20 protein-coding genes are annotated in these 22,485 nt (G+C 39.5%); all 20 read left to right on the top strand.

Annotated elements, in window-relative coordinates; genetic code table 11:
- Positions 1-452 precede the first annotated feature (452 nt).
- Entirely contained in the window at positions 453-1,115 is a 663-nt protein-coding gene (locus DWX33_RS17275) for a transcription termination/antitermination NusG family protein (RefSeq protein WP_005865210.1), read from the top strand.
- Between the two features lie 9 nt (positions 1,116-1,124).
- The gene (locus DWX33_RS17270) at positions 1,125-1,562 is read left to right on the top strand and encodes a hypothetical protein (RefSeq protein WP_008771646.1); all 438 of its coding nucleotides are present in this window, start codon (positions 1,125-1,127) and stop codon (positions 1,560-1,562) included.
- 238 nt (positions 1,563-1,800) lie between these two features.
- Positions 1,801-3,750, top strand: coding sequence for a nucleoside-diphosphate sugar epimerase/dehydratase (locus DWX33_RS17265; protein WP_122246743.1), 1,950 nt, complete (start codon positions 1,801-1,803; stop codon positions 3,748-3,750).
- Positions 3,751-3,784: 34 nt separating this feature from the next.
- Positions 3,785-4,213 carry a BT0820 family HAD-type phosphatase gene (locus DWX33_RS17260; protein ID WP_005855481.1) on the top strand — a complete coding sequence of 143 codons (429 nt, stop codon included), beginning with the start codon at positions 3,785-3,787 and terminating at the stop codon, positions 4,211-4,213.
- A gap of 49 nt (positions 4,214-4,262) precedes the next feature.
- Complete coding sequence (locus DWX33_RS17255) at positions 4,263-5,060, top strand: polysaccharide biosynthesis/export family protein (protein WP_008780891.1); 798 nt, start codon at positions 4,263-4,265, stop codon at positions 5,058-5,060.
- A gap of 30 nt (positions 5,061-5,090) precedes the next feature.
- On the top strand, positions 5,091-7,538 hold the full coding sequence (locus tag DWX33_RS17250) for a polysaccharide biosynthesis tyrosine autokinase (protein WP_008771648.1): 2,448 nt from the start codon (positions 5,091-5,093) through the stop codon (positions 7,536-7,538).
- A gap of 21 nt (positions 7,539-7,559) precedes the next feature.
- Entirely contained in the window at positions 7,560-8,759 is a 1,200-nt protein-coding gene (locus DWX33_RS17245) for a DegT/DnrJ/EryC1/StrS aminotransferase family protein (protein ID WP_005865220.1), read from the top strand.
- 15 nt (positions 8,760-8,774) lie between these two features.
- Positions 8,775-9,884 (top strand): acetyl-CoA carboxylase biotin carboxylase subunit family protein, encoded by a 1,110-nt coding sequence (locus DWX33_RS17240; protein ID WP_229047379.1) that lies wholly within the window; start codon positions 8,775-8,777, stop codon positions 9,882-9,884.
- Positions 9,885-9,898: 14 nt separating this feature from the next.
- Positions 9,899-10,780, top strand: a complete 882-nt coding sequence (locus tag DWX33_RS17235) for an NAD(P)-dependent oxidoreductase (protein WP_005865224.1) — start codon at positions 9,899-9,901, stop codon at positions 10,778-10,780.
- The gene (locus DWX33_RS17230) at positions 10,781-11,368 is read left to right on the top strand and encodes a sugar transferase (protein WP_005865226.1); all 588 of its coding nucleotides are present in this window, start codon (positions 10,781-10,783) and stop codon (positions 11,366-11,368) included. It abuts the gene before it with no gap.
- A 20-nt stretch (positions 11,369-11,388) separates the two neighbouring features.
- Positions 11,389-12,285 carry a glycosyltransferase family 2 protein gene (locus DWX33_RS17225; RefSeq protein WP_005865228.1) on the top strand — a complete coding sequence of 299 codons (897 nt, stop codon included), beginning with the start codon at positions 11,389-11,391 and terminating at the stop codon, positions 12,283-12,285.
- A 9-nt stretch (positions 12,286-12,294) separates the two neighbouring features.
- Entirely contained in the window at positions 12,295-13,266 is a 972-nt protein-coding gene (locus tag DWX33_RS17220; protein WP_122380748.1) for a hypothetical protein, read from the top strand.
- Between the two features lie 14 nt (positions 13,267-13,280).
- Positions 13,281-14,558, top strand: a complete 1,278-nt coding sequence (locus DWX33_RS17215) for an O-antigen polymerase (RefSeq protein ID WP_005865232.1) — start codon at positions 13,281-13,283, stop codon at positions 14,556-14,558.
- Positions 14,533-16,023 carry a flippase gene (locus DWX33_RS17210; protein WP_233570202.1) on the top strand — a complete coding sequence of 497 codons (1,491 nt, stop codon included), beginning with the start codon at positions 14,533-14,535 and terminating at the stop codon, positions 16,021-16,023. The genes DWX33_RS17215 and DWX33_RS17210 overlap by 26 nt, the downstream gene beginning before the upstream one ends.
- Positions 16,024-16,041: 18 nt before the next feature.
- Positions 16,042-16,995, top strand: coding sequence for an ATP-grasp fold amidoligase family protein (locus tag DWX33_RS17205; RefSeq protein WP_122380747.1), 954 nt, complete (start codon positions 16,042-16,044; stop codon positions 16,993-16,995).
- Between the two features lie 108 nt (positions 16,996-17,103).
- Positions 17,104-18,009, top strand: coding sequence for a glucose-1-phosphate thymidylyltransferase RfbA (rfbA, locus tag DWX33_RS17200; protein ID WP_122380746.1), 906 nt, complete (start codon positions 17,104-17,106; stop codon positions 18,007-18,009).
- Between the two features lies 1 nt (position 18,010).
- The gene (gene rfbC, locus DWX33_RS17195; protein WP_005865240.1) at positions 18,011-18,592 is read left to right on the top strand and encodes a dTDP-4-dehydrorhamnose 3,5-epimerase; all 582 of its coding nucleotides are present in this window, start codon (positions 18,011-18,013) and stop codon (positions 18,590-18,592) included.
- 1 nt (position 18,593) lies between these two features.
- A complete protein-coding gene (rfbD, locus tag DWX33_RS17190; protein ID WP_122380745.1) occupies positions 18,594-19,505 on the top strand; it encodes a dTDP-4-dehydrorhamnose reductase in 912 nt (303 codons plus the stop codon).
- Positions 19,506-19,510: 5 nt separating this feature from the next.
- Complete coding sequence (locus DWX33_RS17185; protein WP_005865244.1) at positions 19,511-20,650, top strand: dTDP-glucose 4,6-dehydratase; 1,140 nt, start codon at positions 19,511-19,513, stop codon at positions 20,648-20,650.
- 14 nt (positions 20,651-20,664) lie between these two features.
- Positions 20,665-21,927 (top strand): nucleotide sugar dehydrogenase, encoded by a 1,263-nt coding sequence (locus DWX33_RS17180; RefSeq protein ID WP_005865246.1) that lies wholly within the window; start codon positions 20,665-20,667, stop codon positions 21,925-21,927.
- Positions 21,928-22,485 lie beyond the last annotated feature (558 nt).

Below are 22,485 nucleotides of genomic sequence, written 5' to 3'. Positions count from 1 at the left end.
GTGTCTATAATTATGTGTCGAAAGTGGGATGAGGCTACTTAGTGAGTAGCGTTTGTTTCACGCCGCAAATGTAGTAAAAAATAACAAAACACAAGCAATCATTAGGGTTTGTTTGTGTTTCCAGTTGGATTCTCGTTAAATCTTCGTTCTTATTTCTGATGTATAGACATGGCAATAGAGACGAAATGGCCTCGTATTTCCGAAATCATCACGTCCCCCCCCTAAAATCGAACATACATTCTTGTAGAGATGGGTATACCCCGTCTCATCCCCTCTAAAAGATGTTTTAAATTACTGTCAGACGGTGGGAGACGGAGCATGCTCCGTCTCTATAACTGAGTAATAACCATTCTCCCACCTTTTGCGCTACTCACTAAGTAGCCTAATTTCTCACATGGCGAAAAAGGGTTATGGTGCATATATCAAACTATCTCTTTTAAGCAATCAACGAGATGCGAGCGAATGTTGTAAAAACGGTTGTAAATTCGGTACCTCATGAGGGTATCGACGCCGTAGGCGTTGAAAGAACCATTCCTGAAAACCCGTTACGGCGAAAATCTGATCAGAAACATTGGTACATCGCTATCGTCAACAACAAGTCCGAGAAACTATGCCGTGACAAGCTGGAAAAGCGCATAGCCAGTCAGCCGGAAGGCGAGAAGGACTATGAGGTTTATATAGCCTCCCAAAAAGAGATGTGTCTTCTGCCAAGCGGCAAGCGTAAGCAAGTAGACCGGATCGTCTTCCGTTCCATTGTATTCATCCGTTGCACCGATGTCTTGCGTAGGAAGGAGATCGTGCATCTTCCTTATATCAAACGTTTCATGGTAAACATAGCTGGCGAACGGTCTGGAGGCATACGCCCCGTAGCCTTCATTCCGGATGAGCAGATGGTGAAACTCCGTAGAATGCTGGACGATTCCGAAGAGCCTGTCATTATCGATCCCCGTCCGCTGCCTCTTGGAGCGAGGGTACGTATTAACGGCGGTAAGTTGCATGGTCTAGAAGGTAACGTGCTGGAAGTGGAGGATGGCAATCTTAACTTTGTGATCCGTGTAGATCTACTGGGATGTGCCAAAGTAAATATCACCCGTGACCTGCTAGAGCTATTATGATACACATAGATGGATACGCACTATGGTAAAAAAGAGGATAGATCCGGAGTACGCCTTATCTCGTTGTTAGGAAACCATTTGAAAGAGATTCTTAAGCGAGAGTCGGATAATCGTGCCTTCATCCATCTTTACTGTACGGGTCCGTATTGGGTGGCGTTCGAGAAATCAGCTTACCTGTTACGCCAAATATCTTCCCGTACCTTAGTGACCCCGTTAAGCCTCACCACGTACCCGTTTCCAATCGTGATGGTCTCTTGGACAGATGGCGAGTTACGTTCCTATACACGTAACCATCTTTTCCATCGCGAAGGCAATGACTACGGTAGGTTATCCGTCCCTACTCGTACGCTTGACGGTTACAAGGAGTGGCATAAGGAAGAGGTGAGGTATTTTCCGATGCAGGAAGTAAAAAACACGTCCATGGATCGTGACATGGAGATTGATTAAAGATACTTCTGAGGTTCAAGAGAGCCTCCAATCAAGAATATATTATCGCTAGGTCGCAATTAGAAAATGAGAATTAGGCGGCCGATATCGATCAAGAGGTCAGCTATCTCTAGTAGCGAGGAGAGTCCCTTTTTCTTTAACCGATAGACTAGACTCTTGCTTTAGCTTATACCACTCCAACCACTTGAGAGGTTCGGTCGCTTATTATTATAGTTAGATAGATATGAATAAAACAAATATGGAAAAGGTGAAATATCGTTATAATCGCTGGCGTTTAGCGCTGGGGCGTCTGGTAAATTTGCGGTATATCAACCGCTGGATCATTTTTTGTGCGGATCTTTTCATTTCCCTATGTGTATCTTTGATAGGAGTGCTGGGATTATTGTCCATCATGCATGTATACATAAACGGGATTAGTGTATTAAAGGTAGGAATAGCTTCCTTTGTGGCCAGTATCCTTTCTTTTCTTACGTTCAAGGTTTATCACGGGGTGATCCGTCATTCCACGCTACGTGGACTATGGAGGATTGGTGGTGTCGCCATCACAAAATCCATCCTCATGTTCATACTGCTTCATCTTTTGAGGGCGAATTTCAATTCCTCTATATATTGGGTGGGAGGGATAACCGATTGTATGTTGACGATTGTTCTGCTGATCACCTTACGTGTATTCGTGATTAATGTATATAATAGCGTGTTGTCCCAACTTGGAAAAAAGCGCAAGCGTGTACTGGTGTTCGGTATGGATGAGGATAGCGTGATGATAGCCACATCACCCAACCGGCAAGTATTCATGCAAAATTATAGCATCATCGGCTTCTTGACGTTTGGTAGCGCTAAAAAGAACCTTCGCATAGCGGAACTTCCCGTTTACCAGATCGAGGACATTGATGACTTGTTGCGTCTGATCCCCAGAAATAACTTGGATGGTATCCTTTTCCCGAATATAAAGACCGTCCGACGAGAACGTGATCGTTTGATTCATTATTGCGAGCAGGCCTCCTTGAAGCCTCTCGTGGTTCCTGATATGGAGGAGGTCCATGAGGGCGGAATGAAGCGTTCAGTCCGTGATATCCGTATTGAGGACTTGCTGGGTCGTGAGGAGATCAGTATAAATCTGGGCGAGATCGGTCTCTTATTGAAAGATAAGACGATCCTTGTTACGGGAGCGGCCGGTAGCATTGGTAGCGAGATCTGCCGCCAGCTGGCGCATTTCCCGATCAAGAAATTGATCTGCCTTGATGCCGCCGAGACTCCGATGCATGACTTACGCCTGGAATTGGAGGAGAAGTATAAGGAACTGGATTTTGTACCTATCATAGGCGATGTCCGGAATCCGGACCGTGTAGATTACGTATTCCGCAATTGGCATCCCCAGGTAGTATTCCATGCGGCAGCTTATAAGCACGTCCCCTTGATGGAAGAGAACCCTTGCGAGGCTGTTCGTACCAACGTGTTTGGTACCCGAGTGATAGCGGATGCCGCCGTAAGCTATGGTGTAGAGAAATTCGTGATGATCAGTACGGATAAAGCCGTTAATCCAACGAATATCATGGGATGTAGCAAGCGCCTCGCTGAGATATATGTGCAGAGCTTGAGTGTGGCGATCAGTAAGGGGGCTCTAGCGGGAAACACTAAGTTTATCACGACCCGTTTCGGTAATGTATTAGGAAGTAATGGCTCCGTGATACCTCGTTTTCGCGATCAGATCGCCAAAGGAGGCCCAGTTACGGTAACCCATCCCGATATCATCCGCTACTTCATGACAATCCCCGAAGCCTGCCGTTTGGTGTTGGAAGCCGGTACGATGGGCAAGGGCGGCGAGATATTCATCTTTGATATGGGTGAGCCGGTCAAGATCGCTGACTTAGCGAAGCGTATGATCGAGCTTTCTGGTTTGCAGGTGGATAAAGACATAGAGATTAAATACACAGGTCTTCGTCCCGGTGAGAAATTATATGAGGAACTATTGAGCAACAAGGAGAATACGAAGGAAACCCCTCATGAGAAGATTCGTGTGGCAGCAGTCCGGGAGTACGCCTACAAGGATGTGGTAGAGCACATTGATCTATTAGCTGAATTATCCCTTCATGTACATATTCTTCCTATGGTGAAAGAGATGAAATCCTTCGTCCCCGAGTTCAAGAGCCAAAACTCTCAATTCACGAGATTGGACGGAGTGAATTAGTAATTTAGTCGGTAGTTATAAATCTGAATTATAAATGATTATCGCAGTAGATTTTGACGGAACAATCGTTGAGCATAAATATCCGGCGATAGGGAAGGAGATCCCTTTCGCTTTCGAGACATTGAGAAAGTTACAAACAGAACACCACAAGCTGATCTTATGGAGTGTGCGAGAGGGCAAGCTTTTGGATGAGGCTGTCACCTTTTGCCGAGAGCGGGGCTTGGAGTTTTACGCCGTGAACCGAGATTATCCGGAAGAAGAGAAAAACCTGAACAACCATTTCTCCCGTAAGCTGAAGGCCGATATTTTTATTGATGACCGTAATCTTGGTGGTCTCCCGGACTGGGGTATGATTTACGAGATGGTGAGTAAAAGACTTTCCTATGAGGATTTAATGCGGAAATACGAGTCGGAATACGAACCGGAGAAACCGAAAGGCCTTTTCTCTCGTTTGTTTCGCTAAATCCATATCATTCTGTGTTCAATGAAATAAAAAAAGAAAACAAAATAATATGAAAATCAAAAGATTACTACTTTTATTAGCTCTACCTCTATTGGTAGCGAGTTGTACTTCTTACAAGAACGTACCATATCTCCAAAACCCAGAGGCAGTGAACGATTTTGAGGAGACCCTTCCGTTGTATGACGCCAAGATCATGCCAAAAGACTTGTTGAGCATCACGGTCAATACGACAGACCCGAAGGCTGCGACCCCATTCAACTTGACGGTACAGACTCCAATCAATGCGGCTTTGACAAATATCAGTACGACCACGCAACCGACCATGCAGCAATACTTGGTGAATAATAAAGGAGAGATCGATTTCCCTGTTATCGGTCGCTTGGAAGTGGGTGGTCTCACCAAGAACGAGGCGGAGGACTTGATTCGTGAGCGTTTGAAACCTTATTTGAAGGAATCCCCGATCGTTACGGTCCGTATGTCTAATTACAAGATCTCCGTGTTGGGTGAGGTGGCCCGTCCGGGTAGCTTCACGATCGGCAACGAGAAGGTGAACGTTCTGGAGGCTTTGGCGATGGCAGGTGATATGACGATTTACGGTGTCCGTGATAACGTCAAGCTGATCCGTGAGGACGTGAACGGTAAGCGTGAGATCATTAACTTGAATTTGAATAATGCCGAAGTCGTGACTTCCCCGTATTATTACCTGAAGCAAAACGATATTATTTACGTGACCCCGAACAAGACGAAGGCTAAGAACTCCGATATCGGTAACAGCACGACCCTTTGGGTAAGCTCACTCTCGATTCTGGTATCTATTGCCGGCCTGTTGGTAAACATACTTAAGTAATTGAAAATTGAGAATTGAAAATTAAGAGAGATGATAGACGAACGGATAAATAATAACACTGGGATAGAGAACGAGGAACAAGAGATTGATTTGGTCGCTCTTTTATTTAAATACCTTTTTTATTGGCGTTGGTTTGTGGCTAGTATATTGATATGTTGCATCGCCACTTACCTGTTTCTTCGTTATCAAACGCCTGTATATAACATTTCCAGTTCCGTGTTGATAAAGGAGGAGGATAAGCGAAGCGGTTCGGGCAACAATCCGTTGGCGGCCATTCAAGACTTGGGAATGTTTTCCATGACAAATAATTTTGATAACGAGGTGGAGATATTGAAATCCCGTACATTGATAAAAAAAGTCGTGAACGACCTGAATTTATATGTTCGTGTAGCGGAAAAGCGAGCGTTCGGTTATGCGATACCTCTTTATAAGAATAGTCCGGTGCGGATTTATATGACACCGGAAGAGGCCGATAAATTGGAGGAGCCGATTAAGCTGGATCTTACATTTACAAAAACAGGAAAATTGTCTGTTAAGGCTGAATATGTGCAAGATAAGGAAGAGCAAGAGATAGAACAGGCATTTGATCAATTGCCGGCGGTGTTACCAACACCTGTGGGTGTTTTAAGCTTTACGCAAGGCGATACCTTGTATATGGAAGAAGAGGAAATCGCTTTACGTGTTACCATAAATACGCCGACGGAGACCGCCGAGGATTATATGAAAGACTTGAGCGTGACCGCCTCTTCCCAGACCACGACGATAGCGAAGATCAGCGTGAACAATACAGTAAAGGAGCGAGGCGTGGATTTCGTGAATCGTTTGGTTGCGTTCTATAATCAAGATGCGAACGATGAGAAGAATGAGGTAGCTCAGAAAACCGCTGAGTTCATAGAGGAGCGTATCGGTATAATTAACCATGAGTTGGGTACGGCGGAGAGCGAGTTGGCGGATTTCAAGCAACGATCCGGTCTGACGGATTTGACAAGTGATGCCCGTCTAGCCTTACAAGAGAGTTCCAAGTATGAGCAGCAACGTACGGAGAACGCTACACAGATCAGCTTGGTTCAATTTCTGCGTACCTATATCAACGATCCGGTCAACAAGGAAGAGGTAATTCCTGCAAACGTAGGGTTACAGGATCAAAACCTCACTAGGGTGATTGAACAATATAACACGATGATCATCGAGCGTAAACGTTTATTACGTACCTCTTCGGAAAATAACCCGGCGGTGATAAACATGAACACCGGCGTTGAGGCGATGAGACGCAATGTCGAGACAACCGTGAATAGTGTCTTGCGAGGACTACAAATCGCCCAGAAAGATATTGAGCGTCAGGCTAGTAAATTTGAGAGCCGGATTAGTGATGCTCCAAAGCAAGAGAAAGAGTTCATGACTATTTCTCGCCAGCAAGAAATCAAGGCGACTTTATATATCATGCTGTTGCAGAAGCGGGAGGAAAATGCGATCACATTGGCAGCCACGGCTAATAATGGTCGTATTGTAGAGGAACCATTACCCGGGAAGGATCCTGTGGCTCCCAAGAAGCTCGTGTTTTTATTGGCTGCGTTTGTGGTGGGCCTGTTTATTCCGGTGGGAATCATCTTTGTCGTGGAATTATTGAAATATAAGATCGAGAATCGTGGCGATGTGGAGCAATTGACGAATGTTCCGATTTTGGGCGAATTGCCCTTGTGTGGTCATAAATCCTCCGATAAGGGAGCGATCGTGGTGCGCGAGAATAAGAACGACATGATGGAGGAGACCTTCCGAGGTTTGCGGACCAATCTGCTCTTTATGCTCCGGAAAGATCAAAAGGTCATACTTTTTTCTTCTACGCAGCCCGGAGAAGGTAAGTCTTTCGTGACCGGAAATCTCGCTGTCAGCTTGGCTTATTTGGGAAAGAAGGTGGTAGTGGTTGGTATGGACATCCGTAAGCCGGGCTTGAATAAGGTCTTCGATTTATCGAAAAGGCAGGAAGGAATATCTAATTATCTGATGGATCCGGAGGATAAGGATCTTTTTGATCTTGTGCAGCCTTCCGGCATCAGTCCGAACCTGGATATCCTTTTAGGAGGAACGATTCCCCCGAACCCGACGGAACTGGTAGCCCGTGATACCTTGGAGAAGGCGATAGAGCAATTGAAATCCCGTTATGACTACGTGTTGCTGGATACAGCCCCGATCGGTATGGTAACTGATACGGCCATAATAAGCCGTGTGGCCGACATGTGTGTTTATGTCTGCCGTGCGGACGTGACCCCGAAAGCCGCTTTCTGCTACATTAATGTTCTTAGGGACGAGCATAAATTTGACAAGTTGGCGGTAGTGATCAATGGAATCGACCTGAGCAAACGTAAGAACACCTATGGTTACGGTTATGGTAAGAAATACGGTTATGGCTATGGTAAACATTATGGTTATGGATACGGCTATGGGTATGGTTTTGAGGCGGAGAATAAGAAAAAGAAATAATAAGGAAATTTATAAAGAGTCATGAGACACGTATTATTTAGTCCCCCTGATATAACAGAGGCAGAGATCAGTGAAGTTGTTGATGCTTTGAAGTCCGGTTGGATAACTACCGGACCTAAAACTAAAAAATTAGAACAGCTGGTAGCAGAACGTTGTCATACCTCAAAAGCTGTTTGTTTGAATTCAAATACGGCATGTGCTGAGATAACTTTGCGTATATTAGGTATAGGAATCGGTGATGAGGTTATTGTTCCAGCCTATACTTATACAGCTACCGCAAGTGTGGTAGAGCATGTGGGGGCAAGATTGGTCATGATAGATTGTGAGCATGGAAAGTTCACGATGGATTATGAGAAATTAGAAGCGGCGATAACCGAGAGAACAAAAGCTATAATCCCGGTGGATTTGTTTGGTATTCCTTGTGGCTATGATACGATTTTCGATATAGTAGAACGGAAAAAGAATTTATTCCATCCAAATGATAACCCGATTCAAAAAGCCTTGAATCGAGTGATTGTTATGGCTGATGGTGCTCATTCTTTTGGAGCCTCATATAAAAAATTCCCAATAGGTTCTGTCGCCGATTTTACGAATTTCTCATTTCATGCGGTGAAAAACCTAACAACAGCGGAAGGCGGTGCGGTTGTTTGGAGAGATATTGAAGGGATAGATAATGATGAGTTATATCACCAATATATGTTATTGAGTCTTCATGGTCAGAGTAAAGACGCTTTGGCAAAAACGAAGTTGGGAGCGTGGGAGTATGATATTATTGGGCCATGGTATAAATGTAATATGACAGATGTCTGTGCGGGCATAGGTCTAGGACAAATAAAAAGGTATGATGAGATTTTGTCCCGTCGAAAAGAAATTATAGACCGTTATAATAAAGGATTGAAGGGGCTACCTATTACGGTGGTAACGCATTATACTTCAGATATTGTCTCTTCTGGACATTTATATATTATAAATCTGAATGACAAAGATGCCGAACAACGGAACAAATTTATAGAGAAAATGGCCGGATTAGGAGTTGCGACCAATGTACATTATAAACCGCTTCCTATGCACACAGGCTATAAGAAATTGGGGTTCAAGATAGAGGACTATCCAAATGCTTATAAGCAATTTAAAAATGTTGTGACATTGCCGCTTCATACCTGCTTGTCTGATGAAGATGTGGATTATGTGATTGAGTGTGTGAAGGAATGTTTAAAATGAGATCTACTAATAAAAATGATGGGAAAGAAAGTTCTAATATTGGGAGTTGCGGCAGTACAAATGGATGCAGTTAGCCAATTAAAAAAAATGGGATGTGAGACATTCACATGTGCAATGGCTAAAGATGGACCTGCTGCGGATTTATCAGATCATTTTAATTTGATTAATATATTAGATGAGGAGAAATTAGCAACTTTTATAGTTGATAATAAAATTGATGTGGTCTATTCAACAGGATCAGACTTAGCGATGCCTGTAGCATGTCGATTGAGTGAGAGACTTGGATTACCTCATTTTGTTTCTTCTTATGCAGCGAATGTTTGTAATCATAAGAACTTGATGCGTGAGAGACTAACATTGGAATGTGAAGGAAATATACCTTTTCAAGTGTTAGATTCTATAGATAAAATAGCAATTCAATATCCTGCTATTTTAAAACCATCAGATGCGCAAGGGCAAAGAGGTATTTTTTTAATTCGTTCACAATCTGAATTTGAGTCTCATTTTCAAGATGTGGTTAAATATTCTAGAGAGGGAAAAGTTATTGTTGAAAAGTACATCGAAGGGCCAGAGGTTTCAGTTAACGGTTATATGGTCAACGGAGTAATGCGATTCTTAATTGTTTCGGATCGGGATACTTGGCCGGAATATACCGGGTTGATACATAAACATATTGTTCCAAGTAAAGCCGTTTGTAATACAGCTAATTCTAAAATAAAAAGAATCGTAGAAGATGCTTGTAATCGGATTGGAATATTGAATGGTCCGGTTTATTTCCAGATGAAAGTAATGAACGGTCATCCGTACATCATAGAAATGACACCACGTTTGGATGGATGTCATATGTGGAATTTATTGGCTAGATCTACAGGGGTTAATTTGATGAAGTTAGTATTTGAGCATCTGCTATATGATGATATTTCAGAACTAAAATGTTTGAATTCGGATATTAAACCGATGGAGTTGGTTTTCTTTTGCCAAAAGCCAAAAACAATAATGGATCAATCTGCTTTCTTGATACCCAAAGATGCGGAGGACAGTTTTTTCTATTATGCGACAGGTGATAATATACGTCCGGTAAATGGACGTTTTGACAAGGTGGGGTATTTTATCCATAGTCTATAAAGGAGTTTTTGGTAATGAGAATTGCTATTACGGGAGCAGGTGGATTTATAGGCTCAAAAGTATTGGAAAAACTTGCTGATTATGATGAGATAGATATTCTTGCGTTGTCAAGAGTTCAAAATGATAGAACACTCTATAATAAAGTAAGATGGGTAAAGACCGATTATTCAGTAGATTCATTAAATAAAGTATTGAAGAATGTAGATGTGATTATTCATTTAGCGGCTACAAGAGGTACACAAGGCTTGATTTCCGATTATCATGTGAATGAGATTGTTACTGAAAATATTTTATTGGCAATGAATGAATTGAATATTAAGCATCTGGTTTTTGCTTCTTCTATTGCAGTTTATTCAGATACAACAAAAATACCGTGGCAAGAGGATATCAGTCTTTCTCCTAAAACTCTTTATGGGATATCAAAGGCATCTTGTGAATATCTCTGTGCTTTTTATACCCGTAAGTTTAAATTCCGATATACTATTTTGAGAATTGCTCAAGTTTTGGGATTAGAGGAAAAGCGTAAAGGCATGATGAATAATTTCATCGAATTTGCATATCAAGGAAAACAATTGATAGTGAAAGGTAAGAGTGTAGCTAAACGTCAATTTATTTATGTTGATGATTTGGCTGAGACTTTTGTTTTGTGTGCAATCAAGCAGAAAGAGGAATCAATCATTTTGAATGTTGGTATGCAAGAGGCTTATACAAATTTGTCAATTGCAAATACGGTAAATTCAGTATTTGAAAATACTAATTCAATAGATTATCAAGAGGATATAGATGAAAATATTGACTCCTCTTTTATGGATACTCATCGCTATGTTAGTTTTTTAGGCTTTAAGCCTAAAACAATGAAAGAAGCTTTGTATGAATTGAAAAATCGAATAGATTAGATGTATAAAAATGTAATTAAGCGTCTTATAGATATTATAATATCTTTGATGTTGATTCCTTTTATTTTGATATTAATAATCCCGGTGGCTTTGTTTATAAAATTAGAAGATCATGGTGATGTCTTTTATAATGCAGAACGCTATGGATGTAATATGAAAAAATTTAAAATGTTTAAGTTTAGGAGTATGAAAATGAATGCTCCTGATGTAAGGAATGCTGATGGTACTACTTTTAATTCTGAAAAAGATGTTCGATTAACCAAGATCGGTGGATTTTTGAGAAAAACAAGTATCGATGAACTTCCTCAAATATTTAACGTACTTTTGGGGGATATGAGTTTTGTTGGTCCAAGACCTAGCCCGATGGGTAATGAAAATACTTATACGGATTTTATAAGAAAAAAATTTGGTGTTAGACCGGGTATTACTGGATATAATCAAGCCTTAAAACGGAACAGTGCTACACTAGAGGAACGGTATAGAAATGATGTTTACTATGCGGAACATGTTTCATTTCTTTTAGATTGTAGAATTATTATTATGACATTAAAATCTGTTCTTCGTAGGGAAAATGTGTACAAAAATTGAATATTTTAAACATAAGTGGAATGATATCAGTTGTTATACCTACATATAATCGTGCTCAGACAATACGTATGGCAGTGGATAGTGTATTAAACCAGACATATCGAGATATTGAGTTGATTATTGTTGATGATGCTTCTACGGATGGAACCCAAGATGTTGTTACTCAGATCGCAGATGATAGAATTCGTTATTTGCGATTAGAGCAAAGATCTGGGGCCTGTAATGCGAGAAATATAGGAGCATTATCTGCAAGAGGAGAGTTTATCTCCTTTCAAGATAGTGATGATAAATGGCATCTTGATAAATTGGAGAAGCAATACCAATTTATGATTGATAGAAATTTGGATTTCTCCTTTTGTGGCATGACTCGGATTATGTTGGAGGATCCCAATAGGAAATATTATTATCCAAATGTAGATATGGATGATAATAAAGATTATTTTGATCAACTTCTTTATTTAAATAGAGTTGGTACTCAAACGATTATATGTAAGCGAGAATGTTTTGAAAAAATACGTTTTGATGTTACATTAAAGCGTTTTCAAGACTGGGATTTTGCGTTACAAGCTGCTCGAATTTATTCCATAGGTTACTTGAGGGAAAGTTTAGTGGACTCTTTTGTACAAAAAGATAGTATATCAAAAAGTAGTTTGGCCAATAAAAATGCATGGGAATCATTATATAATAAATATAAAAAGGATATACAAAAAAATCCGACTACTTATGCTAAATATTTGTTTAGATTAGGAAACGAAGTGGTTCTTTTTAATCAAAAAGTGGCTATGGAATATTATAGAAATAGTTTTTATATAAAGAAATCAAAGGAAGCCTTGGTGTTTTTTGTCTTGAGCTCACTGAGAATGAAATCAACTATAAGCAAGTTATTGGATTATCAGAAAAATCATCTTTTTAGATAAATAAGAGTAATGCGAAAATATTTGTTGGTATATCCAAATCGGGATTATGGTAGATTGATGTGGAGAGATTTAGAAAAACTCGATAATGTGGATTTTATTAATAAACCATTGTTTGTTAATAATGTGTTGATTGATCTGCTTTTTCGTATTCATTTTAGCTTTAAATTGAATATGAAAATAGAATTGCCATTAAAACGATTTTGGGAGAAATATTATTCTTTAGATCATTATGATTTTGATCAATCGAATGAATATGTGATTCTGTTTACAGATCCTTCATTGTGTAATTATAGAAATAATTTTCTTGAGAAGTTGAAGAGGAAATCTAATGTGACTATGGTTCTTGTCTTAATAAATTCATTTTATAGAATGAGACGTATTATTGAGCCTATGTTGAAGAATTTTGATTTGATATACACATATGATGAAAAGGAGGCAAAGTTATTTGGATTTTCTTATTATCCTACTGTTTATTCAATGGTAGATGTGGGTGATGTTGAAATGATAAAGCGTAAATGTTTTTTTGTGGGGGTTGCAAAAGATCGGCTGGAAAAATTGATCCGTATTTATGATAAATTGGAACTTTGTGGATGTAATCCAATTTTTTATATATCAGGAGTACCTAGGAAAAAGCAAAAAAGAAGGAAGGGAATTGTTTATAATACTTGGCTGCCATATAAATCAGTGTTGAAAGAGATTTTAAGTTCTGAGTTTATTGTGGAAATAATGGATAAAAATAATGCAGGAATTACGTTGCGTACTTTAGAGGCAATTTGTTATAATAGGAAATTAGTAACAGATAATGAGAAAATACTTTGTTCTCCATTTTATAGAGAACAAAATATTTATTTTCTAAGTTGTGGATCTGTTTTATTAAGTGATTTTTTAAAATGTGTAGATAAGGTGGATTATGGGTATGATGGGAGATATTCGCCTGTGTTATTTGTGGATAAATTAGATCGTTATTTGAATAAAATTTAATTTATATTTGTTTTATGATAGCACCGTTTTTGTTGTGTGTTTTTGCTGCTTGTTTTAGTAAGTTTGTTTATGGTAAATTATATAATCCTAGTACTGTATTTTTTTTGATTTGGATGCTGTTGCTGGCTTTTTCAAGATTAGGGTTGTTTGGCGTTCCTGTACCAAATAGTGATACGTATTTGTTGTTATTTATAGGATTATTCTCTTTTTTTGTTGGGTTTGTATCTGTTGATTTAAAGAAATGGTTTGGGAGAAAAAATATTTTTTTTAGAAAATTTGAAAGCGATGTAAAATATTCATATGTATTGAATTTTAAAATTGTAATTGTTCTATACTCTATAACATTTGTATATTTAGCTTATCAAGCGGTTATTGTTATTGGATTATTGCAATCAGGCCTAACCCTATCTGCAATTCGAGAGTTGTTTACTTCTTCAGATCTAAATTTGTTGAGACAATCAAATTATATGGTTGCTATACAAAATTTTATAGCGACACCTACTGTCTATTTAGCTATAGCGATACTCCCAATAGAATGGTTTAAAGGTAATAGAAATAAGATTTTTATTGTTTCAACTATTCTGATGATTATTGCTTGGGTTCTTACTTCTGGAGGTCGATCTGTTATTCTATGGATGGCTATTTATGTTATATATTTATATAAGTGGAAGGGTGTAAAGATAAAATTGAAAAAAGAAAATAGGAGAAAAATTGTACTGGTTGTTTTGTCTTGTATTATATCATTGATTTTTACAACGATATCAAGGAAAGGTGAAAATGTTGATTTTTTCTTTCAAATGTATCAATATTTCGTTGTTCCAATTGCTCATTTAGAATATAGAATAAATGAATTGAATGCTTCTTTTTTTAATGTTTATGGGTATGGTATGGCTTCGTTTTATGGTGTTTTTTATCCTTTTATGTTTATTTTAACGCTTGCGGGTTGGAAATATCCAATATGGTTAACTACTATACGTGATCTTTCATTTATGAACTTAGAAAATGTGGTGTTACTTGGGAGTGCTAGAATGAATGCATTTGTAACTACTTTTTTTCAATTTTACTTAGATGGTGGGATGTTTGGTGTTTTTGTTGGGGGGGTATTGTTTGGTTTTTTTGTTATGCATTTTTATAAAAAAGCGAAAAATGGTACAGATGATAAATATACGCTAATTTATTTATTATTGTTGCAAAAGTTGATTTTCTCATTTGTTAGATTCTATTTTACACAGCCCGTTCAAGGCATAAGCTTTTTAATGGCTTTTTTTGTTTATAAAAGAATTAGATTGTGAGGTGTTTAAAAATATAAATTGTAAAAATTTGCCAAGTTTAAGGAGAAATATAGTATATCAGTTCTTGTATGAATTGTTGATAGTTTTCATTCCTCTATTTACGATCCCCTATGTATCAAGAGTTTTAGGTGCTGAGAATATAGGACTTTTCTCTTATACATATGCAGTTGCTAACTATTTTGTTTTGTTTGCAAATCTTGGAATTAAAAATTATGGAAGTCGAACGATTGCTATGGTTCGAAATAATAAAGAAGAATTGAATAGGAACTTTTCTGAAATTCTATCAATTCACATTATTTTTTCAATAATTGTAATATTTGTTTATTTAGTGCTTTTGTTTTTTTTTGTAGAGGATAATCTGGTCATATTTCTTATTCAGAGCATTTATATTTTTGCTGCAGTCTTTGATATTAATTGGTTTTTCTTTGGAATAGAGAAGTTTAAGCTGACAGTAGGAAGAAATACTCTTGTGAAAATTTTGTCTGTATTTTTAGTTTTAGTTTTTGTTAAGACACAAACTGATCTTTGGATTTATGCGCTAATATTAGCCCTTTCTGTTTTTGTCGGGCAGTCAGTAGTTTGGTTTGCTTTAAAGCAATATGTCTCATGGAGGAGGCCTTCTTGGGCTAATATGAAACAACATATTCGACCCCTATTTGTATTGTTTTTGCCGATATTGGCATTGAGTCTTTATAAGTATATGGATAAAATTATGCTAGGATCCATTTCTTCGAATGTTCAAGTCGGATTTTATGAAAATGCTGAAAAAATAATTAATGTGCCAATGAGTTTGATAATGGCATTTGGTGTAGTTCTTATGCCTCGAATTGCAAATATGGTGACGAGTAAGGATAAAGGAGAGGTTTTTAAGTTAATTGACATGTCGATGGAAGCTGTTATGTTATTAGCAATAGCTATCTCTTTTGGATTGGCAGGTATTTCATTTGTGTTAGCCCCCATCTTTTTTGGTTATGAATTTGAAGAATGTGGAATTCTTATAATGGGATTGGCTGTGACAGTCCCGTTTATGGCTTTTGCCAATGTGATAAGAACTCAATATTTAATACCTTATAAAGAGGATAAAATATTTGTTGTTTCCTTGTTTTTAGGTGCTGCTGTTAATTTGATTGTGAATATAATTTTGATACCATATATGGCTGCAAGAGGAGCTGTTATAGGAACTATTTTTGCTGAAATTATTGTTTGTATATATCAATCGTATTTTGTTAGAAAAAAAATTTTCATTAAAAAATATTTGTTAAATACGATTCCGCCTATACTAATTGGGATAGTAATGTTTGTTTTTGTTTTTCAAATAGGAAATGTAATGAATATAAATATTGTTACATTAATACTTCAACTTGTGGTAGGTATGTTTATTTATGCTGTTGGTGTGTTTTTACTTATGTTAAAAAGTAGAACACGGTTGATGGTTTTGTTGAGAAAATTTGTAGTAAGATATTAGTCGCTTATTATATATATTATGAAACATTTTATTCAAGCTAAATTGCCTTTGATATACCAATCGATTGCTTATATTAAATATTATAAAGATTTTTTAAGAAACAGAAAAATGTCTTTGGCTGTTTCGAGAATGTCTGATGAGGAACTTAAAGCTTATGATGCGTGTCTTTATAAAAATAGGCAAGGTAAAGAACTGGATTGGGAAAACCTAAAAACTTATACTGAAAAAATGCAGTGGGCGAAATTATTCGATAAAGATCCTCGAAAAACATTGTGTTCAGATAAGTATAAAGTGAGAGATTGGGTCGCAGATAAAGTTGGAAGTGAGTATTTGGTCCCATTACTAGCGGTATGGGATAAATATGACGATGTAAATCTCGATATATTACCTAATCAATTTGTTCTTAAAACTAATCATGGTTCTGGAGATGCGGTGATTATTCGCAATAAAAAAGCGATAACACTTGCTAAAAAAATAGAGTTGAAAAGGAAATTGAAATTCTCTTTAGAGACGGATTATAGTTGTAGGTACTGTGAAATGCATTATAAGGATATTTCGCCTAAAATTATCGCAGAAGAATTTATAGATTCTAGAGGCTCTGATTTGGTTGACTATAAGTTTTTATGTTTTGATGGAGTGCCTTACTATTGTTGGGTTGATATGGATAGATTTACAAATCATACTAGAAATGTTTATGATTTGAAATGGAATATTCAAGCCTGGAATCAACGATCATATGGTAATTTTAAAGGTGTAGTAGATAAGCCGAAAAATTTCGATATAATGATTGAAATAGTAAAAAAATTATCTCGAGGCTTTTCTCATGTTCGAGTAGATCTATATAATGTTGATGGGAAAATTTATTTTGGTGAAATGACATTTACTAATGGTAGTGGATTTGAGGATATTTCCCCTATTGAAGCTGATTTGATGTTGGGGGATTTATGGAAAATAAAGGAATTGGACTTTTAGGGAAAGTGTTGGAATGATTTTTCTTTGTAAATGTATTTGTCCTGTTTTACCGGATCTTTATTTGTGAGGTATTCTGAGTTAAATACTAATAATTGAAAATTCATAATTATGAAAGGAATTGTTTTAGCCGGTGGCTCGGGTACCCGATTCTACCCAATCACTAAGGGAGTGAGCAAGCAGTTGCTCCCTATTTTTGATAAGCCGATGGTGTATTATCCTATCAGTGTGTTAATGCTGGCGGGCATCCGGGATATCTTGATCATATCAACGCCCTATGATTTGCCGGGATTCAAGCGTCTGCTTGGGGATGGCTCTGATTATGGGGTGCGTTTCGAGTATGCAGAACAGCCCTCTCCGGATGGATTGGCACAGGCATTTACCATTGGAGCAGAATTCATCGGTGATGACAGCATTTGCTTGGTGCTAGGTGATAATATCTTCCATGGTAATGGATTTACCTTGATGCTAAAGGAGGCGGTTCGTACTGCGGAGGAAGAGAATAGGGCTACTGTTTTTGGCTATTGGGTGAGTGATCCGGAGCGTTATGGCGTGGCCGAGTTCGACCAGGCCGGCAGTTGCCTGAGTATCGAAGAGAAGCCGGAGTGTCCCAAGAGCAACTACGCCGTGGTCGGATTGTATTTCTGCCCGAACAAGGTTGTTGATGTAGCGGGTAGCATTCAACCGTCCGCACGTGGAGAGTATGAGATCACTACGGTCAACCAACGATTCTTGGAGGATGGAGCGCTGAAAGTCCAGACTTTAGGCCGAGGCTTCGCTTGGCTGGATACCGGTACGCACGACTCCCTGAGCGAGGCATCTACGTATATCGAGGTATTGGAGAAGCGTCAGGGGGTGAAAGTGGCCTGCTTGGAGGGTATTGCATACCGTCAGGGATGGATAACCGAGGAGCGTATGCGAGAGCTGGCGCAACCCATGCTTAAGAACCAATATGGGCAATATCTACTAAAGGTAATTGAGGAATTAAAGGAGACAGGAGATCCGAATTTAGGTTAAGATGGAGGTAATAAAGACAGATATAGAGGGCGTGGTGATCATTGAGCCGAAGGTGTTTGATGACGCTCGGGGATACTTCTTCGAGAGTTTCTCGCAGCGAGAGTTCGAGGAGAAGGTTCGTAAGATAAATTTCGTACAGGATAATGAGAGTATGTCCTCATACGGAGTGATGCGCGGCTTGCATTTTCAGAGGCCCCCTTTTACGCAGAGCAAATTGGTGCGTTGCGTGAAAGGATGTGTCCTTGACGTAGCCGTGGATATTCGCAAAGGAAGTCCAACTTATGGTAAGCATGTAGCCGTTGAATTGAGTGAGGATAACCATCGCCAGTTTTTCGTGCCCAGAGGGTTCGCTCATGGATTCGCGGTATTGAGTGAGATAGCTGTTTTCCAATACAAATGCGATAATTTCTATGCTCCGCAAGCGGATGGGGGCATCTGTATAAAGGATGAGAGTCTGGGCATAGATTGGCGGATACCAATGGATAAGGCCCTTCTCTCGGAGAAGGATATAAAGCATCCATGCTTGGAGGATTTTGACTCACCGTTTGATTATCATGTAAATTTATACCTTGAATTTGAATAAGATGAATATATTGGTGACAGGAGCCAACGGGCAGTTGGGAAACGAGATACGTATCATCACCCGGGAAAGTGATGACCACTATGTATTCACGGATGTGAATCAAGTGGAAGGAGTAGAGACTGTCTTTTTGGATATTACGGATTTGGAAGCGGTGAGGGTACTGGTTGCGGAGCGGCGCATCGACGTTATCGTGAATTGCGCCGCCTATACCAACGTAGATGCGGCGGAGAGTAATGAGGCGTTGGCCGAGAGGCTGAATGCCGAGGCCCCGGAAAATTTGGCCAAGGCGATGAAGGCGGTCAATGGTTTGTTGGTGCAGATCTCTACGGATTATGTGTTTGGCAAAGAGCCTTACAATGTGCCCTGCCAAGAGGATCAACAGGGTACGCCAACCGGTGTGTATGGTATGACAAAATTGCGGGGTGAGCAGAAGATCATGACTGTAGGTTGCAAGCATGTGATAATTCGTACCGCTTGGTTGTACAGTGAGTTCGGGAAAAACTTTTGCAAAACGATGATGCACCTTGCGGCTACTCGGCCCCAACTGAAGGTGGTATTCGATCAGGCTGGTACACCGACATACGCTTACGATTTGGCGAAAGCCATAGCGGCAGTCTTGCGTGATTATGCGACGGACATAGCTTGCGCTATTTATGGCAAGAGCGGCATCTATCATTACTCCAACGAGGGGGTCTGCTCTTGGTTCGACTTCACGAAGATGATCGCCGAATACAATGGCACGACCGCTTGTGATATCCGGCCTTGTCATAGCGACGAGTTCCCCAGCCCCGTAAAACGTCCGTCCTATTTGGTATTGGACAAAACAAAAATCAAAGAAACATTCGGCGTTCGAGTTCCTTATTGGACGGAATCCTTAAAACGATGTATCACTAATTTAAAAAACAACTGTTAAGAATCATGGCAAAACGAAATATAGTAATCACCGGTGGTGCGGGCTTCATCGGCTCTCACGTTGTACGTCTGTTTGTAAACAAATATCCGGGATATAACATCATTAATTTGGACAAGCTGACCTACGCCGGCAACTTGGCAAACCTAAAGGATGTGGAGGACAAACCAAACTATAAGTTTGTGAGGATGGACATTTGCGACTTTGAGGCGTTCTATCAATTGATGCGGGATGAGCAGATCGATGGTATCATCCATTTGGCGGCCGAGAGCCATGTAGACCGAAGTATCAAGGATCCGTTTACATTCGCCCGGACCAATGTGATGGGTACTTTGGCTTTGCTCCAAGCCGCTAAGTTGTATTGGGAAAGCCTGCCGGAGAAGTATGAGGGTAAACGCTTCTATCATATCTCTACCGATGAGGTGTATGGAGCGTTGACGATGAACCATCCGGAAGGAATCGAGCCCCCGTTCATGACAGCGGCTTCCTCCGGTGAGCATCACTTGGCATACGGAGATGATTTCTTCTATGAGACAACGAAATACAATCCTCATTCGCCCTATTCAGCGAGTAAGGCAAGTTCAGACCATTTTGTACGTGCCTATCACGATACTTACGGCATGCCGACCATCGTGACAAATTGCTCAAACAACTATGGCCCCTATCAATTCCCGGAGAAACTGATACCCCTATTCATCAACAACATCCGTCACCGCAAGCCGCTACCGGTCTATGGCAAGGGCGAGAACGTGCGCGACTGGCTGTTCGTGGAGGATCATGCCCGTGCGATAGACTTGATTTTCCACAACGGAAAGATCGCCGAGACCTACAATATCGGTGGCTTCAACGAGTGGAAGAATATCGATATCATCAAGGTGGTGATCAATACGGTGGATAGTCTGTTAGGACGTAAAGAGGGTGAGGATATGGATCTTATCACCTACGTGACTGACCGTTTAGGCCATGACGTACGCTATGCCATCGACTCAACAAAGTTGCAAAAGGAACTCGGCTGGGAGCCTAGCTTGCAATTCGAGGAGGGTATCGAGAGGACTGTGAGATGGTACTTGGAGAAGCATGAATGGTGTGAAAATATTATTAATGGTGAATACCAAGATTACTATGTAGAAATGTATGGAAATCGTTGAAAAATAATTATAAAATGAGCTATATAGTCAACAAACAATACAAAATAGCCGTAGCCGGTACCGGTTACGTTGGTTTATCAATTGCCACTTTGTTATCACAGCATCATGAGGTGGTAGCCATAGACATAGTTCCTGAGAAGGTAGATTTGATCAATAATAAAAAATCACCGATTCAAGATGATTACATAGAAGAGTATTTGGCTAGTCATAAATTGAATTTGAAAGCTACGCTAGATGCGGAGATGGCTTATAAGGACGCTGATTTTGTGGTGATAGCGGCTCCGACAAATTATGATAGCCAGCGAAATTTCTTTGATACGTCCGCTGTTGAGGCTGTGATAGAGCAGGTGCTTCGTTTTAATCCAAATGCTTTTATGGTCATTAAAAGTACGATACCTGTTGGTTATACGATTTCCGTACGTGAGCGGTTTCATACAAAGCGTATTCTTTTTAGTCCGGAGTTCTTGAGAGAGTCTAAGGCTTTGTATGATAATTTGTATCCTAGCCGGATCATCGTGGGTACGGATTTGTCTGATCCGGAATTGGTAGATGCCGCTCATATTTTTGCTGAACTGTTGCAAGAAGGTGCTATAAAAGAAAATATAGATACCTTATTTATGGGGTTGACAGAAGCTGAGGCCGTAAAACTATTCGCAAATACATATCTTGCACTACGTGTTTCTTATTTTAATGAGTTGGATACGTATGCGGAAATGAAGGGGTTGGATACTCAATCGATCATAAATGGTGTGTGTTTGGATCCTCGTATCGGTAATCACTATAATAATCCTTCTTTTGGCTATGGGGGGTATTGTCTGCCGAAAGATACAAAACAATTACTCGCTAATTATGCGGATGTACCCGAAAATTTGATAGAAGCGATTGTGGAGAGTAACCGGACTAGGAAAGACTTTATAGCAGATCAAGTACTTCGTATGGCGGGTTATTATGCTTACGGGGAAGAGAATGAATGGAGTAGTGTACGGGAACATCCTGTTACGATCGGTGTTTATCGATTGACGATGAAGTCTAATTCTGATAATTTTAGACAATCTTCTATTCAAGGAATAATGAAACGAGTGAAAGCAAAAGGAGCTACTGTGATTGTTTATGAACCAGCCTTGTCGGATAATACTACATTCTTTGGGTCAGAAGTTGTTAATGATTTGGATCTCTTTAAAAAACGTAGTGCGGCTATTATAGCCAATCGATATGATGTGGAATTGGATGATGTGAAAAATAAGGTATATACACGAGATGTATATAGAAGGGATTAATCTAAATTAAGGTTAGCGTCCAAAAATGACGTATAGCATCATTCAACAGAAATATAGATCTTTGTTGCTGTAATTAAAACCCAATTAATATGTAGAGCAATAACAATTCTGAAATTTTTTTCCTCCGCTACAAATTCGAAGCGGTCACGAACAAGGATTCCATCCGATCCTTCTGTTTTAGAAATAAGGTACCGTATAACCTGTTTGAAAAATGGTTAAGATGTTTTCATAGGAGATGGGTTGAAATCCGTACATTTAAGGAGGCTGAACATCAACTGTGCCTGTCACATGTCCGGGCTAATATGTTAAAGCGTATGATCAAGGAGGTGAAAAGAGAGCCTTGGTCTTTACGGACAGTTTGGATTTCTTCTTTAGAAAGGAACGTGATTATAATGAAGAGAATCTTATTCTTGAAGAAAGAGTCTGATGATCACTTACTATGCAATGTAACAGTATGTTACACTTTGGTCGTGACGAAGGTATAGAAATGGCAGCTGCATATCATGGTGTAATCAGTACTGTGAGGCAGCGGGGGAAGTGAGCTTGGGATTTCCTTGG

Source organism: Parabacteroides sp. AF19-14, assembly GCF_003635485.1.
Lineage (GTDB): Bacteria > Bacteroidota > Bacteroidia > Bacteroidales > Tannerellaceae > Parabacteroides > Parabacteroides distasonis.
The sequence above is the reverse complement of the archived record's forward strand: the minus strand, read 5'-3'. Positions and strand labels throughout refer to the sequence as shown.

Bases quoted from the DNA above. Each gene is read 5' to 3' on its own strand.
- rfbC (WP_005865240.1), top strand. From the start codon at position 18,011: ATGGAGGTAATAAAGACAGATATAGAGGGCGTGGTGATCATTGAGCCG.
- DWX33_RS17220 (WP_122380748.1), top strand. From the start codon at position 12,295: ATGCGAAAATATTTGTTGGTATATCCAAATCGGGATTATGGTAGATTG.
- DWX33_RS17245 (WP_005865220.1), top strand. From the start codon at position 7,560: ATGAGACACGTATTATTTAGTCCCCCTGATATAACAGAGGCAGAGATC.
- DWX33_RS17215 (WP_005865232.1), top strand. From the start codon at position 13,281: ATGATAGCACCGTTTTTGTTGTGTGTTTTTGCTGCTTGTTTTAGTAAG.
- DWX33_RS17270 (WP_008771646.1), top strand. From the start codon at position 1,125: ATGGATACGCACTATGGTAAAAAAGAGGATAGATCCGGAGTACGCCTT.
- DWX33_RS17230 (WP_005865226.1), top strand. From the start codon at position 10,781: ATGTATAAAAATGTAATTAAGCGTCTTATAGATATTATAATATCTTTG.
- DWX33_RS17275 (WP_005865210.1), top strand. From the start codon at position 453: ATGCGAGCGAATGTTGTAAAAACGGTTGTAAATTCGGTACCTCATGAG.
- DWX33_RS17255 (WP_008780891.1), top strand. From the start codon at position 4,263: ATGAAAATCAAAAGATTACTACTTTTATTAGCTCTACCTCTATTGGTA.
- DWX33_RS17180 (WP_005865246.1), top strand. From the start codon at position 20,665: ATGAGCTATATAGTCAACAAACAATACAAAATAGCCGTAGCCGGTACC.
- rfbA (WP_122380746.1), top strand. From the start codon at position 17,104: ATGAAAGGAATTGTTTTAGCCGGTGGCTCGGGTACCCGATTCTACCCA.
- DWX33_RS17235 (WP_005865224.1), top strand. From the start codon at position 9,899: ATGAGAATTGCTATTACGGGAGCAGGTGGATTTATAGGCTCAAAAGTA.
- DWX33_RS17265 (WP_122246743.1), top strand. From the start codon at position 1,801: ATGGAAAAGGTGAAATATCGTTATAATCGCTGGCGTTTAGCGCTGGGG.
- DWX33_RS17250 (WP_008771648.1), top strand. From the start codon at position 5,091: ATGATAGACGAACGGATAAATAATAACACTGGGATAGAGAACGAGGAA.
- DWX33_RS17240 (WP_229047379.1), top strand. From the start codon at position 8,775: ATGATGGGAAAGAAAGTTCTAATATTGGGAGTTGCGGCAGTACAAATG.
- rfbD (WP_122380745.1), top strand. From the start codon at position 18,594: ATGAATATATTGGTGACAGGAGCCAACGGGCAGTTGGGAAACGAGATA.
- DWX33_RS17225 (WP_005865228.1), top strand. From the start codon at position 11,389: ATGATATCAGTTGTTATACCTACATATAATCGTGCTCAGACAATACGT.
- DWX33_RS17185 (WP_005865244.1), top strand. From the start codon at position 19,511: ATGGCAAAACGAAATATAGTAATCACCGGTGGTGCGGGCTTCATCGGC.
- DWX33_RS17260 (WP_005855481.1), top strand. From the start codon at position 3,785: ATGATTATCGCAGTAGATTTTGACGGAACAATCGTTGAGCATAAATAT.
- DWX33_RS17205 (WP_122380747.1), top strand. From the start codon at position 16,042: ATGAAACATTTTATTCAAGCTAAATTGCCTTTGATATACCAATCGATT.